The organism is Streptomyces sp. NPDC026394, assembly GCF_055567735.1.
Genome location: NZ_JBVHPX010000031.1, coordinates 33,560 through 48,153, shown reverse-complemented (window position 1 = coordinate 48,153; position 14,594 = coordinate 33,560). Strand labels below are relative to the sequence as shown.

Sequence of the window (14,594 nt, the reverse complement as noted above, 5' to 3'; positions counted from 1 at the left end):
GCGTCCAGATGGCGTGGCGTCGTGGCCGCGGTCATGGGCCTGACCCTGGCCGCCGGAGTGGACGCACCGGCCGCCGCAGCCGAGGACACACCGGTGTACGGCCGGTCGGACGTCCTGGAGGCATGGAGAGTCGGTGGGCCCGGCGTGCGCCAGGCCGCCGAAACCGCATTGCAGGGCTCGGACGAAGACATCCGTACCTTCATGACCAAGGACCTCCCGGCCCTTGAGGAACAGGATCTGCGCGTCCAGGTCGCACAGATCATGGTCATCGGCGGCCCGGGCGTGAGCGAAGCGGCCAACATCGCACTGGACGGCGGGGTCAAGGAGCTCCAGGATTTCCTGGACGACGGACTCGTCAAGCCGTACGACGATGATCTGCGCGTCCGCGTCTCGCAGATCATGGCCGCCGGCGGGCCGGGCGTGCAGGAGGCGGCGGGCAAGTCGCTGGACGGCACCCCCGACGACTGGCTCAAGTTCATCAACCAGGGGCAGCTCAAGCCGGCCGAGGATGACAACCGCGTCCAGGTCTCCCAGCTGATGGTCGCGGGCGGCCCGAATGTGCAGAAGCTCGCCCAGCAGGCCCTGGACGGCTCTGCCGAAGACATCCAGGAGTTCCTGGATCACGGATGGCAGGTGGCTGCCGCACGTGACCAGGAGAAGCTGTCCGTATCCCAGCTGGCGCAGCTTGCCGACAAGGCCCAGAAGCGGGCCAAGCAGCTGACCGAGAAGGCCAAGGAGGAAGCGGCCAAGGCCGAGAAGGCCACGGCCCGGGCCAAGGCGGCAGCGGAAGAAGCAGCCCGTCAGGCCAAGGAGGCCCAGTCCTCGGCCCAGGAGGCCGCCGCCGCTGCCCGCAGAGCGGCCGCCGCGGCCGACCGGGCGGCGCAGTCGGCTCGTACCGCGGTGTCTGCGGCCGCGGGTGCCAACCAGGCAGCACGGGTGGCTTCCAGCGCAGCGGCCCAGGCGGCCTATGCCGCCAGCCGGGCCGGCAACGCAGCGGCTTCGGCCAGATCGGCCGCTGCGGCGGCCGCCGGCGATGCCAACCGCGCCAAGGAGGCTCGTAAAGCCGCGGAGGTCTCCCGAGAAGCAGCGGCGGGAGCCAAGAAGGCAGCCGTTGCCGCAGATAATGCCGGCGAAGCGGCGGAGCACGCCGCGGTTGCGGCGGGGGCCGCGGCCCGGTCGGGCGTCAATGCCGCTGCGGCCGCTGCTGCCGCGGCCGAGGCAGGCCAGTGGGCGGGCCAGGCCGGCGGCAAGGCTGAGGAGGCAAGGGCCGCGGCAGCCAGGGCCAAGCGGCTGGCCGACAAAGCCACGCGTGCGGCCAACGCCGCGCAGGCCAACGCCCGTGACGCCGCGAAGGCCGCACGGCAGTCACGGGACGCCGCCAACGACGCCGCGCAGCATGCCGAGGCCGCGGCCAAGGCAGCGGAGAAAGCCGCGGACGAGGCCGGCAAAGCGGTGAACGCGGCCAAGCAGTCCAAGGAAGCAGCCGACGCCGCGACGACGGCGGCCAACAACGCGCAGATTGCCGCGAAGCAGGCGAAGACCGTGGCCGCGCTGGCGCGCAAGGCCGACGCCGAGCGGCTGGCCGAACAAGAGGACGAGAACATCCTCGCGGCCGAAGAAGCCAAGAAGGCCCATGACGCCGAGGTCGCCGCTGCCGAATGGGAGGCCGGGCGGATCCACCGGCTCAATGCCGAGACGCAAGAGCTGCGCAAGGAGGCCGAAGCCGCCACCGACCCGAAGGCTGCCGCGGCCAAGGGACGGCACCTCGCGGTCAACCTCCTCAACTCCGGCGGGAACTGGGTCCGGAGCAATGCAGAGATGGCGCTGGAGGGCACCGACGCGGATGTGTCCGAGTTCGTACGCACCGGGTTGACGATCGCCCTGGAGCAGGACGACCGCGCCAGCGTGGCGCACATCGCGGCCACCGCCGAGAAGCCCGAGCAACGGCAGGCTGCCGTGGCCGTGGTGGACAAGCCGATCGACCAGGTGCGGGAGTTCCTGCGCACCCGGGCCTACCCGGGCAAGGAACACGACGACCGCATCGCGGTCTCACAGATCATGACCACGGGTGGCCCGGGCGTGAAGGACGCCGCCAACAAGGCCTTGGACGGCACTGCCGGCGACCTGCACCAGTTCCTGGTGGCCGGGCAGTACCAGGCCCGCGAAGCGGACGACCGCGTCGCCGCCGCGCAGGCCGCGGCCAACGGCGGGCCCGAGGTCAAGTCGGCGGCCCAAGCGGCCTTGTCGGGGCCTGCGTCGGGACTGCGGTCCTTCCTGCAGGTCGGCCTGTACAAGGCGCAGCAGCGGGATGCCAACGCGGCCGCTCACATCGCCGAGATCGACACGCTGCTGGCGGCTGCCGACCGGTCAGCGGCCCTCGCGCACAAGGACGCGGCCGAGGCTCAGCGGGTGGCCGCGCATGCCCGCAATGAGGCCGCCGAGGCCGTCAAGTGGAAGAACGCCGCGAAGAAGTCCTCCGACGACGCGGCCATGTACGCACAGCAGGCCGACAAGTCGGCCGACCAGGCGGAGGAATCGTCCGAGCGGGCCGCCGCGTCCGCCAAGACGGCCCGCAACGCCGCCGCGGCCGCACAGAAGGACGCACGGGCTGCGGACCTCTCCGCACAGCAGGCCCAGCATTCCGCGGTGCGCGCCTCGCATTACTCATCGCAAGCACACACCTCCGCCTATCAGGCGCGCAATTCCGCTGCGGCCGCCGACCAGGACGCTCTCGCGGCTGCCAAGGCGTCCACCGAGGCATTGAAAATCGCGGCTGACAAACTGGTCGAGGAGCTCAAGGCCCAGATACGGGAAGAGGCACTCAAGCCCAGTAAGCCGATCTCGGACAAGGAACTTCGCGCTTCCCTGGAAAAGCGGCTGTTCACATGGCGCCGCGAAGCCTGGGGGGACGGTGAACTGAAGCCGGGTGAGACGGTCTTGGTCTGCGGTGGTGACGGGGCCGGTGGCATGGGCTGCATCACGACCACCTATCTGGACCGTTTGATCGCCTGGTACATAGGTGCCGACGAAATCGAGCACTGCCTCCAGACGAAGTCCGCCAAGTGCCTTCCCGGCCTCGCGATGAGCGCTCTCAAGGTGAAGGCGCTGAAGGGGCTCAAGAAGAGATGCCGGCCCAACAGCTTTGTCCCGGGCACCCGCGTCCTGATGGCCGATCACCGGACCAAGCCGATTGAAGACGTCCGCATCGGCGACCAGGTGATCGCGACAGACCCGCAGACCGGCCGCACCGAAGCGAAAGCCGTCCAGGACACCATCACCGGCGGCGGCAAGAAGAACCTCGTCAGCATCACTGTCCCCCGTTCCGGCGCGCAGTCCGGCGGCACCGTCGTCGCCACCGACAAGCACCGCTTCTGGGAGACCGGCAGCAACGGCGCATGGCTCGACGCCGCAGCGCTCAAGCCCGGAATGAAACTGCTCAGCAGCTCCGGTGCACCGGTGCCGATCAACGCCACCAAGACGTGGACTGTGCCCGGCCAGCGGGTCCACAACCTGACAGTCGCCGATCTGCACACCTACTACGTGGTCGCCGGCGACCAGCCTGTTCTCGTCCACAACGACAACAACTGGTGCGACGAAGACCTCAAGGCGATGGGAGAGTGGGACAAGGGGCGAAGCGGTAGCGTGGAAGAGAGCGCCAAGTACCACATTGACAAGCACGGCAAGGGGCGAACCTTCGCCGAATACACGAAGGAAGCCAAGGCTCTCTGGGACAAGACACCGGCCAAGGACCGTATTCGCGTCACGGTGGGCCATGGCAAGCCGGGCTGGAAGATCAAGGGTGACTGGAGAAGTGGTGAAGGAATCTACACCGACGACGGGAAGATCGTGACATGGTGGGACTGACAGGCAGCTCCGACTTCCGGAACGCCTACAATGACTTCCGTGCGATGCCCTACCCTGACCGCCCGAATCCCGGGAAGCTGCAGGACCTGGGGTCCGATCTGCTCGACATCGACTACCAAATCGCAGGATATGCGGGCCAGGTCGTCAACGGTGACCTGAATGCTTCGGACATCCCGGATTTGGACGAGCACGCCCGCGAAGTCAAGTACCTCCTGAGCGCATTCGCTTCGGTGAGCACCGCAACGGATCAAGAATTGCAACTCAAGGAGAAGTTTCATGCCTACGTCGCTACGCTGGATCGAATGATGGTCGAACTCCAGCGGCTGGCCGCCGGCTGACGGGTTAGAACCTCGAGGGCAGCGTAGGCCGACGGGCTTATGCATCGCCAGGCCAGCACTTTTCCAGTGAGGTTCTTGGTAAGGGCTGGACGTTCTCAGCGGGTGGTCACAGGTGATCCTGTGGCCACCCGCTGTCGTGGTTTCCAGCGCAAATGGACTGAGGTCTTGCTCTCGAAGTGGCCCCCGGAACCGTCGCCGAGTAGTAGTCGCAGCGGCGAGTGCTGAGTGGCAGCGCCTGCAGAAGGGCGGTCGCCGTGCGTCAAACGAAGCACATGCGCGTGCGCGATCGCGAGCTGCGCCGCGATCATGGCGGTGTCCAGGCGCTGCCGCAGGTGCTCGGTGCCGGCTGGGAAGGCCGCAGAGCGAGTGGCGCTGTCTCACCAAGGGCCCGGTCGAACCGCTCGCACAGGTATTCTGGATCACCTCGTCATCGCGGCCCGCCGGGCTTCCGCTCCATCTCGATGGAGACTCACGGACACGCCCCCACCCGCACGAGTGTCTTCGTGCTGCCTGGGAGCTTGCCTTGTTGTTCCGTGCGTCCGCCGAAACAGTCGCCGCTATGGCGCTCGACGATTCGCTCTTCGTCCATCTGCACGAGCAATTTGCCCACCGGCACGGCCATCGCCCTGGCCCGTCCGAGGCGCGTTCCTGGGAGCGGAGTCTTCCCATGCTCGCAGCCGCACTCAACGAGGCGGGGCTGGGGGCTGTCGAAGTCATGATCGAGTACGAGCTGCCTTTGAACAGCAAACGCGCCGATGTTGTCCTCGCCGGATCGCATCCGGCCACTGGCGCGCCGTCCTACGTCGTCGTGGAGCTCAAGCAGTGGAGTCAGGCTGCCCCTGACGAGGACGACCCGGAATGGCCGTATGCAGCTGCACATCGTCGAAAGTCCGGAGGAACAGGAGAGTCATCTCGAGGGGCGCCGAGCCCAGGGCTACGGCGCCCGGATGTCGGCAGGCTACTGCTGGCCCTGGTCGAAGGAGCCGAAACCGGGTGAGCCGCTCGCCGCGGCACCCTCAAATGATCAACGCACCACCCACGGATGATCATGTGATCGTGGAGGCACAGGTGCGTGACTACGGGTTTTCGCCAGCTCAGCAGGATGAATTCTGGAGGCGCTGGCGTGAGGGACAGTCGTTCAGCTTGATCGGGCGGGCGCTCGGGGATCCGATGCAGCACGCCCGTCGGTTCCTGTACCAGAGCGGCGGCGTCCGCCTCGTGCCGCAGGCGCGTTCGGAGCGGCATCTGAGTGGCAGCGAGCGTGAGGAGATATCCCGCGGTATCGCTGCGGGGGAATCGGCCCGGCAGCTCGCCAAGAGGCTGGGCCGATCTCCTTCGACCGTCTCCCGCGAGATCGCCCGCAACGGCGGCCGGGACCGCTACCGAGCTGCCTCGGCCGATACATCCGCCTACCAGCGCGGGCGCCGCCCCAAGCAGGCCAAGCTCGCCCAACGGCATGCTCTCCGGGCTCTGGTGGAAGCCAAGTTGGCTCTGTGCTGGCCGCCCGAGCAGATCGCAGGATGGCTGCGACGGCAGTTCCCTGGTGACGCCACCATGCAGATCTCGCACGAAGCGATCTACCTCTCGCTCTACGACCCCCGCCGGCGCCAGGCCATCGACCGTAGCCTCACCCAGCGGCTGCGGTCAGGCAGGCCCATGCGCCGCCCGAAGCTCGCTCGCCGGCCCACCGGGCGGGGCATCATCCGAGGCATGGTGTCCATCACCGCCCGCCCCGCCGAGGTCGAGGACCGTAAGGTCCCCGGCCACTGGGAGGGCGACCTTGTGATGGGCACCCGGCCCTCCGCAGTGGCCACGCTGGTCAAGCGCGCCAGCCGCTACACGGCCGTCGTCGCGCTGCCCGACGGCATCAAGGCGAGCAGGTCACTCCCCACCTCATCAGGAGTCTCCTCAGCATCCCGCCCCAGCTACGACGGACGCTCACCTGGGACCGGGGTCGGGAGATCGCTGAGCACCAGGCCATCACCGCCGAGACCGGGATGCCGATCTACCTCTGCAAGCCACGGAGCCCATGGCAGCGCGGCATCAACGAGAACACCAACCGGCTGCTACGGCAGTACCTCCCCAAGGGAGCGGACCTCCGCACGTTCAGCCAAGCCGACCTGGGCGCCATCGCCCACGAACTCAACCACCGGCCTCGCAAGACCCACGGGTACCGCACTCCGGCAGAGGTCTACGCTGACCTCCTGAACAGCAGTGATGCGCTGACCGCTTGAGGTCGCCGAGTGGCGGCTGCGGCGCAAGCTCAGTCAGCTTGAGCTGGCTCTGCGCGCGGACACCTCGTCGCGGCACCTGTCCTGCGTGGAGACCGGGCGCGCCCGGCCCAGCCAGAAAATGGTGCTGCTCCTGGCCCGCCACCTGGACGTACCGCTGCGCGAACGCAACAGCCTGCTGATGGCCGCGGGCTACGCGCCCGTCTACCGCGAACGCCCGCTGGACAGCGAGGACATGCGCGCGGTGCGGTCGGCGGTGGACATGCTGCTGGAGGGGCACGATCCGTACCCGGCGGTCGTCGTCGACCGGCTGTGGAACGTGGTGCGCGCCAACCGGGCGATGGGCGTCATGCTCGACGTCGCCCCGCCGGAACTGCTGGCGCCCGCACCGAACGTGATGCGGCTGGCCCTGCACCCCGAGGGCCTTCCGGCCCACGCGGTCGACTACGGGGAGGTGCGCGCGTACCTGCTCGGCGGGCTGGCACAGCAGGCGCACACCACCGGCGATCCCGCCCTGAGGGCTCTGTACGACGAGGTCAGCGCCTACGAGGTGCCTGTGCACGAGGCCCCGGCGCCGCCCCAGGAGCGCGGGCCACGCGAAGCGGTGGTGCCGATGCGGTTCCGGACCCCGTACGGGGAACTGGCGATGTTCAGCAGCATCGCCACCTTCGGCGCGCCGGCCGACGTCACGCTCTCGGAGCTGGCGATCGAGCTGTTCTTTCCCATGGATCAGCACACTGAGCGGGTGCTGCGGGGGCGTGCTGGTGGTCCGGGGCTGTCCGGTACGCCGGTTGCTTCGGTTGCTTCGGTTGCATCCGTTGCTTCGGTTGCGCTCGGGGCCGGGGAGCTGCTGGCGGATGCGGCGGCGAGAGGGGCCGGGCGATGAGGGGCGTACGTGCGGGGTTCTCGCGCGCACGGCCTCGCGGCGGATCTGCGATCCCTCGCCGGGCGGGTGAGAGGCGAAACCTTCCGCCCCGAGGGTGACGGGTATGACGGGCACGACAGGTACGACGAGGAGCGCACCGGGTTCCAGCGCGCCGCCCGCCACCGGCCCGCCATCATTGTCGCGCGCGCTGCCCCGGGGGCGTACGCCTGGCCGTGGAGTTCGCCGCCGTCCACGGTCTGCCGGTGACGGTCAAGGCCACCGGTCACGGGCCGGCCGTCCTCGCCGACGGCGGCGTGCTGGTCACCACTTGCCGCATGGACGGCGTGCGGATCGACGCGGCCACGGCCACCACCCACCCGGAGGCGGGCGCGCGGTGGGAGCAGGTCGTACCCGAGGCGAGTCGGAGCGGCCTGGCGCCGTTGAACGGCTCCGCGCCGCATGTCGCCGCCGTCCCCTACACCCTCGGCGGCGGCCTCAGGCTGCTGTCCTCTGCCTACGGCTACGCCGCCGACCACGTACGGGCGATGGACGTCGTCACCGCCGACACTCGCCTGCGCCACGTCACATCGGACAGCGACCCGGACCTCTTCTGGGCCCTGCTGGGCGGGCCGCGACAACTTCGGCATCGCCGCCGGGCTGGAGATCGGCCTGCTGCCGGTCGAGCGGATCTACGGCGGCGGTCTCGGGTTGAGGAACATCGGAACGAAAACCGGCGCCAAGCTCTCGTCGGGCCCTGGTGGGCGGCTGACGGTCCATCGGTTGCCGGTCCCGCCTGAAGTCGTCCCATGGATAACGCCCTGTTACCTGCGGGAGCTTGGTTCGTCACCTGCGGTGACGCTCTCCCGGCCGTACATGAAGCAGCCCTGTTATCCGTGGCAGGGGAAGCGATGCCCGCCGTCGTGCAACTGCCGGCCGGGAAGGTGTTGACCGTCCGCGCGGCGGCCGACGCCTTCCTCGACTCGCTCCGCAACCCGGACACCGTCCGCAGCTACTCGACCGGGGTCGGCAAGACCGCCGAGCGGATCAGGGGGCCCGTCCGCCGGCGTCGGTCGCGGACGACGGGATCGGCGAGGCCCTGGAGTTGCTGTGGGGGGCGGAGGCCGTCAGCACTTGGAATGCCCGCCGGGCGGGGGGCTGTCGTGGCTGGGCTGGTGCGCGCGGTACGGCTACGACGGCCCGGCGGTCCCGGATTGGACGAAGCGGCCGGCGGCGTCGGACTCCGAGACCCCGGCCCGCTCGAAGACGGCCGTGGACCGGCTCATCGCCCGGCGCGAGGTCCACTTGAGGGAGAAGACCCGTGGCGGATGCTGTACGGGACCGCCAGGCGGTCGGAGGAGAGCCTCGGCGTGAACAATCGAGGACCTGGACCTCGCCGCGCGCCGCTGCCCCGTGAAGGCCAAGGACGCCCGTAGCAAGCCCCGCCACCGGGGACTGGCACGCTAGGACTTCGTCCCGGAGACGGTTTATCGGGGCGCTGGAACCGCCCGGCTCCTGCCCCGCCTGCTGCGCGGCCGTACTCGCGGTCCGGTGTTCGTCAGCCGTCGCCGTCCCGGTCCGGGGAAGGTGGCCAGCCCGCGGGGTGTGTGCCCGGGCACCGGGCCGGCCCGCCTCTCCTGCGGCCGGGCCCGCGCCCTGCTCGATCTCGATGAGCACACCGCCGTACGCGGACCGGGGGCCGGCTGGGACTTGCACGAGTACCGCCGTCCTGCCCTCACCCACCTCGGAGAGCAGGGTGCCTCCCTGCTGATGCCGATGGCCAAGTCCCGGCACGAGAAGCCGGAGAACGTACGCCGCTACTTCAAGCCGTCCCCGCGGCGATCTCTGAGCTGACCAGCCTCCTCGCGCCCGGCGAGGCTCGGCGCCGCGTCACCTGTTCGGGCCGGACGCGTGCCCCGGCCCCCGGCAGCCGCTTCGTCCCGTGAACGGCGGCGATGATCCGGACAGAGAGCTCTGCCGTCGTGGCGCCGGACCTGCCGGTGATGGGAGGGCTTCACCGTTCGCCGGGGGCACCCGTGTCCCGGTCGCCGTCCGCGTGCGTCAGTACAGCGCTGGTGACGAGGTCGAAGAGGTGGTTGGCGCGGGGTGCGAGTGCGGGTTGATCGCCGAGCCACGCGAGCATGGCTATCAGGGCGAAGAGGTCGTCGCCGTCGATGTCGTTCCGGGCCGCGCCTGTGGCCTGAGCCCGGGCGAGGAGCCGGGCACCGGCTGCGCGCAGGGTGACGCACGAGGCATGCAGGGCGGATTCGGGGTCCTCGATGGCCGCCGCCATCAGTACGGTCACCCCTCGGTACTCGGTTGTCCAGGCGACGCAGTCGCGCACCCATGAGACGAGAGCGTCCTCGGCCGTGTGCGCTGTCTCCAGCTCGCTCGCTCTGGCCGTCAGGTCGCCGAAGCTCGCGTGGAGCAGGCCCTCCAGGAGCGCCTCGCGCGTCGGGAAGTGCCGCAGCAGCGTCGCGAGGCCGACATCGGCTCTGCGCGCGATGTCGCGCATCGACACGTCGATGCCCTGCTCGGCTATGACGGGGCCCGCCACGGTGAGCAGGTGGTCGCGGTTTCTCTGCGCGTCGACTCGCATCGGTCTCCTCACTTGACCAAGTGGTTCACTGATCCATATATTCGGATCAGTGAACCGCTTATGTGGTCCACTGAACCGAATAAGCGTATACCGTGCCGTAGCCAGGAGGAACACGATGCCGACCCGCATGATGAAAGCGATCCGGCTGCACGAGTTCGGCGGTCCCGAGGTGCTCCGGCACGAGGAGGTCGCAGTTCCCGAACCGGCCTCGGGCGAGGTGCTCGTCCGCGTGAGGGCGGTCGGTCTCAACCCGCCCGACTGGTACGTACGCGAGGGCATGCCCGGCATCCCTCCCGAGTTCCGGCCCCCGTTCGACCTGCCCCTGATCCCGGGGACCGACATCTCGGGTGTCGTGGAAGCCGTCGCCGCCGATGTCCCCGGCTTCACGGTCGGGGACGAGGTGGTGGGGCTGCTGCGCTTTCCCGTCGTGATGCAGAGCGGCGCGTACGCCGAGTACGTCACCGCACCCGCTTCCGACCTCGCGCCCAAGCCGGCCACCGTGGACCACACGCACGCTGCCGCGCTGTCCATGTCGGGGCTGACAGCGTGGCAATACCTGATCGACGTCGGGCACGGTCACCCCTCCCCGTTCCAGGAGGCAAGGCACCGCCCCATGGAGCTGGGCAGCGACACCACGGTGCTCGTCAACGGAGCCGGCGGCGGCGTCGGCCACCTCGCTCTGCAACTGGCCAAGTGGAAGGGGGCCCGCGTCATCGCCGTGGCCTCCGGAGCCCACGAGACCTTCCTTCGCGGCCTCGGTGCCGACGAATACATCGACTACACCAAGCAGCGCCCCGAGGGCATCGTCCGCGACGTCGACCTCGTCCTGGACACCGTCGGGGGTCCCGACAGTCGGCGCTTCCTGTCCACTCTCAAGCGCGGCGGCGCACTGTACCCGGTGTACTTCGGAGAGTTCGACGACGAGGAGAACGCGAGCCTGGGCATCACCGTGTCCGGCACGCAGGTACGGGCGAACGGTGCTCAGCTCGCGGAATTGGGACGCCTGGTGGACGCGGGCGCGGTCCGCGTCGCCATCGACAGCACGTTCGCGCTCGCAGACGCCCGGGCGGCACACAAGCGCGCCGCCCAGGGGCACATCCAAGGCAAGATCGTGCTCACGGTCCCTTAAGGCTGGCCGGTGGGCCGGGGGTGAGGAATATCCGGTGCGGCTCTCTCGCCCCCCGGCTGCCCGAGGTTCACCCGTCGTCGGTGGCGTGTCTGTCGCGCAGGGGCCGCCGACCGCCGGGCAGGTCGGGGAGCTGGAAGGAGTACCGGCCCAGCGCGTTGATGTGATGGCACACGAGCGGGGAGAGCCGGGCGGCGTCCTCGTCGCGGGCAGCGAAGCCGTCGGCGCGGAGCTGGGTGAGGGCGGTGTCCATGTGGCGGGTGTTGAACGGCGCGAGGGCGTTGAGGACCGGGCTCAGCGCCCCGATCTGGCCTCCATGTCCTCCAGGTGGCGCTGGCGGAGCTGCCCGTGCCTGCCGTGGCAGATCTTCCGGGCGAGAGAACGGCGGTTCTCCTGGAGGTTGGCCTGGTCCTTGATCTGCCGTCGGCAGCCGGGAGCGGGGTGGGGCGACCGTCGCGGGAGAGTATCCGGATGACGTCGTAGGCGCGGACGGCTCCGGTGGCGATGGAGTCGATGAGGCGAAGAGTGTCCTCGCCCATGGCGTTCGGTACGGGCGAGGTCGGCCCGGCCGCGGGTGGCGCCTTCGGGGCGAGGGTCTGACGGGCACACAGGGTGAGGGAAGTGTGGTGGGTGCGCAGGGGACGGGAGGTGTGGTGGTCCGGTGTGTGCCGTAGACCGAAGTGGGGAAAATGCCGGTTTTGCCGGTAGTTCTGGCACTTTGCCCGCGACTCTCCCTTTATGGTGTTGCCGCTGGTCAGTGACGTGCCTCGGGGTGGCGGTCCGATGAGGCGGCCGTGCGGCGTCCGGTCTGCTCCACTCGTGCCCGTGCGGCTGCTCCCGGTTCCATCGGCGAAGCACCGTTATGAGGAATTAGTTATCTTAATTCTCATTCGCCCGTATGCCGCAGTCACCCGCTGTGAGGCGCATTCGTTGACGACGTATGACTGACACGATCGTTTCCCCCACGCGCCAGCTCGGCTCCTGGCAGCTGAGCTCGACCGTGCCCCGCAGCGCGCCCGACGTCCGTCCCGACGTCCATCTGCTGCGCCCCGGGCAGCGCGTGCGGCTGGAGTACACCGGCGACCTGCTGGAACAACTGCTGGCCGCCCTCGACGGCATCAAGGACGGCCGGTAGCGGCTCCCCCGGCGCCCGCCGCCCCCGCCGGGCGGCGCGTCGGCCGGCCCCTTCCCCACCGGCCACCACCGATTCCTGTGAGAGCTGTTGTGAACGACACCCCGCGGGCCCCCGTGCCTCCCGGTACCGGCCGGCACCGGCTGCCGCGCCAGAGCACGGAGGTGCCCGACGCCTTCCCCGGCTTCCCCGGCGGCATCCCGTACCCGCACCACCCGCACGACGGTTACCTGAGGCAGGAGGTGGGCGACGACGGGTGGGACGCCGCTGTCGTGGAGGAACTGGGCCACGAGCTGGCGGAGCTGTGGGACACCGCCGAACAGCCCCCCGTGGCAGGTGGTCCGGCGGCCGTTTTCCCGGTCGGCGAGACCGTGTTCCCCGCCGGCGGCGCGGTGTTCCCGGCCGCTGATCCCGTCTTCCCGGTTGCCGAGGGCATCTTCCCGGTAAGCGACTCCGTGTTCCCGGCCGCCGAGGGCGTCTTCCACCCCGGAACCTCTTTCCAGTACCCCGAAGAGTCGTTCCGCCCTCCCGGGACCGGCTTCCGCACCGACGACTTCGCGTATCAGGCGGATCACTCGGACGACGACATCGGGTACCGCTCGGACGACGACTTCGCGTATCGCCCGGACGACGGCGTCGGGTACCGCTCGGACGGCCGCGTCGCGCACCACCTCGACGGCGTCGTGTACCACCCCGGAAAGGCCGTCTTCCACGCCTCCGCGGCCGAATTCCCCGCGGACGAAGCCGGGTTCTGCCCGACGGGTACCGCCGGTCGCGCCGCACCGGTCTCCGGCCTCCTCGCGGACAGCGACGCGGAACCCGCCGGCTGGTCCTGGAGGCGCCTGCTGAGCGCCTCGTCCGTCCTGATGACGGCGGTGATCGCGATCGCCGTCGCCGCGCTGGGGGCGGTGGCCTCGTACCCGTCGCTGCGCGGGATCGCGGACGGCGTCGCTCCGGCGGACATCGCGGGGCTGTGGCCACTGCTGATCTACGGCCCCTGGGTCGTGGCCACCCTGTCCATCCTGCGTGCCCGCGCCTACCGGCGCCGTACGCTGCACTCCTGGGCCGTCGTGATCTTCTTCGCCGCCGTGGCCACGCTGCTCTGCGTCGCCCGGGTGCACCCGTCCCCGGCGGGCATCGCCGTGGCGGGCCTCCCGCCGCTGACCGTCCTGCTCTGCTTCCACCAGTTCGTACGCCAGCTCGACCTCGCCACCGCACCGCCGCCCGCCGCCCGGCACGCGCAGAACAACCGGGGCCAGCACCGCCATCGTTCCGCGGGGTGAGGTGAAGTGAGGCGAGGTGGGCGGGCATGAGGCTGGGGGCTTGAGCCGGACAAGTGGGGCTGGGGCCAGAGGCGGGGGACTCGCCGTGCGGCGTCAGGCCGTCGCCGTGTCCACGAGGTCGGTGACGAACTTGCGTACCCGGCCGCGGAGCACCGGTGTGACGCCGTGGATGACCTGCGCGCCGTACGCGACGGCCACCCCCGGCCCGGCGTCGGTCAGCCACCGGCTCTTGCGCGGTGTGCTCAGCCACTGCGGTGTGTCCTCGTGGACGGCGGGGCCGTGCGGCAGGCTGCGGCTCAGCGGGGTGCCCGGTTCGTACCCGTCGGCCGCGCCCAGCAGCGTGTCGGTCCAGGGAGCGGAGTCCGACGTCGTCTCGATGTAGAACCGGCCGCCTTCCGCCGCGTCCGCGATCGTCACGCCGATCCGGCCGATGCGCCGGGGCGGCGTCCGCGGGCTGCTGATCCCGTCGAGGTGGGTGGGCACGCTCTCACCCACGGCGAGTTCGGTGTAACCCCAGGAGCCGGACCCGGCGATGGACGGCATACTGCGCCGGATCGCGGGCAGCGCCCGCTGGGTGGCGTCGGCCAGCACCTCCTGGGCGGTGGCCGGGGCCTTGAGGACCTCTGCCTGGTGGCGGGGCTGCCAGCCGGCCGCCTCGCTGTCCATGATCTTGACCAGCCGGGAGATCTCCTCCGCGGTGAGGAACTCCTCGACCGTCTGCAGCATGAGCGTCTCGCTGATGTGGATCACTTCGCTCTCCTCGTCGGAGTCCGGGGTACCGGTTCTGCACTCCACGGTGCCGTCGGGGTGAGGGGGCGGGCAGGCGCAGACGGGGGCGCACATGCGCGCAGCGGCTCGTACGCGTGTGCGCCCTTGGGGTGGCTGTCCCGCAGAGATCACTTCCCGGTGAGCGAGGCACCCTTCTCCATGTTCAGCGGTCGCGCGGCCGTCTCGGCGAGGCCCAGGACCGCCGCGACGTTGGACTCGCTCAGCGGAATGCGCAGCAGCCCGACGACCTCGGACTCGGTGAGGGAGGAGATCGTCGGGCTCGACGCCGAGTTCGCGGCGGCGGACTGCGGGGCGAGGGCGGCCGCGCCGGCCGCGGCGAGCACTGTGACGACTGCGGAACGGATACGCATCAGGGTGAGGGCTTCCATGG

At 70.0% G+C, this 14,594-nt stretch carries 11 protein-coding genes and 4 pseudogenes; 11 read left to right on the top strand and 4 right to left on the bottom strand.

Annotation, left to right across the window (positions count from 1 at the left end):
- Window positions 1–21 precede the first annotated feature (21 nt).
- The 8 genes and pseudogenes from ACZ4QV_RS38485 to ACZ4QV_RS38450 form a co-directional block, all read left to right on the top strand.
- Window positions 22–3,864 carry a polymorphic toxin-type HINT domain-containing protein gene (locus ACZ4QV_RS38485; protein WP_467764109.1) on the top strand — a complete coding sequence of 1,281 codons (3,843 nt, stop codon included), beginning with the start codon at window positions 22–24 and terminating at the stop codon, window positions 3,862–3,864.
- A complete protein-coding gene (locus ACZ4QV_RS38480) occupies window positions 3,852–4,202 on the top strand; it encodes a hypothetical protein (RefSeq protein WP_361155829.1) in 351 nt (116 codons plus the stop codon). Before ACZ4QV_RS38485 ends, ACZ4QV_RS38480 begins: the two co-directional genes overlap by 13 nt.
- A 523-nt stretch (window positions 4,203–4,725) precedes the next feature.
- Window positions 4,726–5,058: pseudogene (locus tag ACZ4QV_RS38475) on the top strand (ATP-binding protein); the annotation flags it as partial.
- Window positions 4,958–5,248 (top strand): DNA/RNA helicase domain-containing protein, encoded by a 291-nt coding sequence (locus ACZ4QV_RS38470; RefSeq protein WP_467764115.1) that lies wholly within the window; start codon window positions 4,958–4,960, stop codon window positions 5,246–5,248. The pseudogene ACZ4QV_RS38475 and the gene ACZ4QV_RS38470, both read left to right, overlap by 101 nt.
- 22 nt (window positions 5,249–5,270) lie before the next feature.
- Window positions 5,271–6,436 (top strand): annotated as a pseudogene (locus ACZ4QV_RS38465) (IS30 family transposase).
- A 16-nt stretch (window positions 6,437–6,452) separates the two neighbouring features.
- Entirely contained in the window at window positions 6,453–7,319 is an 867-nt protein-coding gene (locus ACZ4QV_RS38460) for a helix-turn-helix transcriptional regulator (RefSeq protein ID WP_467764114.1), read from the top strand.
- Window positions 7,320–7,531: 212 nt separating this feature from the next.
- Window positions 7,532–8,095: an FAD-binding protein gene (locus tag ACZ4QV_RS38455; RefSeq protein ID WP_467764108.1), complete on the top strand. Its 564-nt coding sequence runs from the start codon at window positions 7,532–7,534 to the stop codon at window positions 8,093–8,095.
- Window positions 8,096–8,206: 111 nt separating this feature from the next.
- A pseudogene (locus ACZ4QV_RS38450) lies at window positions 8,207–9,181 on the top strand (hypothetical protein); the annotation flags it as partial.
- Window positions 9,182–9,309: 128 nt separating this feature from the next.
- On the opposite strand, the gene ACZ4QV_RS38445 reads toward ACZ4QV_RS38450, so the two are convergent.
- Complete coding sequence (locus ACZ4QV_RS38445) at window positions 9,310–9,894, bottom strand: TetR/AcrR family transcriptional regulator (RefSeq protein ID WP_361155833.1); 585 nt, start codon at window positions 9,892–9,894, stop codon at window positions 9,310–9,312.
- A 115-nt stretch (window positions 9,895–10,009) separates the two neighbouring features.
- Between ACZ4QV_RS38445 and ACZ4QV_RS38440 the strand changes: the two genes are divergently transcribed.
- Window positions 10,010–11,023 (top strand): NADP-dependent oxidoreductase, encoded by a 1,014-nt coding sequence (locus ACZ4QV_RS38440; RefSeq protein WP_467764107.1) that lies wholly within the window; start codon window positions 10,010–10,012, stop codon window positions 11,021–11,023.
- Window positions 11,024–11,090: 67 nt separating this feature from the next.
- Here the strand turns inward: ACZ4QV_RS38440 and ACZ4QV_RS38435 are convergent.
- Window positions 11,091–11,455 (bottom strand): annotated as a pseudogene (locus tag ACZ4QV_RS38435) (Tn3 family transposase); the annotation flags it as partial.
- Between the two features lie 505 nt (window positions 11,456–11,960).
- Between ACZ4QV_RS38435 and ACZ4QV_RS38430 the strand changes: the two are divergent.
- Window positions 11,961–12,155 carry a hypothetical protein gene (locus ACZ4QV_RS38430; RefSeq protein ID WP_030024513.1) on the top strand — a complete coding sequence of 65 codons (195 nt, stop codon included), beginning with the start codon at window positions 11,961–11,963 and terminating at the stop codon, window positions 12,153–12,155.
- Window positions 12,156–12,244: 89 nt separating this feature from the next.
- Window positions 12,245–13,435, top strand: a complete 1,191-nt coding sequence (locus tag ACZ4QV_RS38425) for a DUF2637 domain-containing protein (protein WP_467764106.1) — start codon at window positions 12,245–12,247, stop codon at window positions 13,433–13,435.
- 93 nt (window positions 13,436–13,528) lie between these two features.
- On the opposite strand, the gene ACZ4QV_RS38420 is transcribed toward ACZ4QV_RS38425, so the two are convergent.
- Both ACZ4QV_RS38420 and ACZ4QV_RS38415 read right to left on the bottom strand, forming a co-directional pair.
- Window positions 13,529–14,185 (bottom strand): hypothetical protein, encoded by a 657-nt coding sequence (locus tag ACZ4QV_RS38420; protein ID WP_361155837.1) that lies wholly within the window; start codon window positions 14,183–14,185, stop codon window positions 13,529–13,531.
- A gap of 146 nt (window positions 14,186–14,331) precedes the next feature.
- Window positions 14,332–14,592: a hypothetical protein gene (locus tag ACZ4QV_RS38415; RefSeq protein WP_361640115.1), complete on the bottom strand. Its 261-nt coding sequence runs from the start codon at window positions 14,590–14,592 to the stop codon at window positions 14,332–14,334.
- Window positions 14,593–14,594: the final 2 nt, after the last annotated feature.

Coding starts and splice junctions, on each gene's coding strand:
- ACZ4QV_RS38470 (WP_467764115.1), top strand. CDS start 4,958: ATGTTGTCCTCGCCGGATCGCATCCGGCCACTGGCGCGCCGTCCTACG.
- ACZ4QV_RS38480 (WP_361155829.1), top strand. CDS start 3,852: ATGGTGGGACTGACAGGCAGCTCCGACTTCCGGAACGCCTACAATGAC.
- ACZ4QV_RS38440 (WP_467764107.1), top strand. CDS start 10,010: ATGCCGACCCGCATGATGAAAGCGATCCGGCTGCACGAGTTCGGCGGT.
- ACZ4QV_RS38415 (WP_361640115.1), bottom strand. CDS start 14,592: ATGGAAGCCCTCACCCTGATGCGTATCCGTTCCGCAGTCGTCACAGTG.
- ACZ4QV_RS38430 (WP_030024513.1), top strand. CDS start 11,961: ATGACTGACACGATCGTTTCCCCCACGCGCCAGCTCGGCTCCTGGCAG.
- ACZ4QV_RS38445 (WP_361155833.1), bottom strand. CDS start 9,894: ATGCGAGTCGACGCGCAGAGAAACCGCGACCACCTGCTCACCGTGGCG.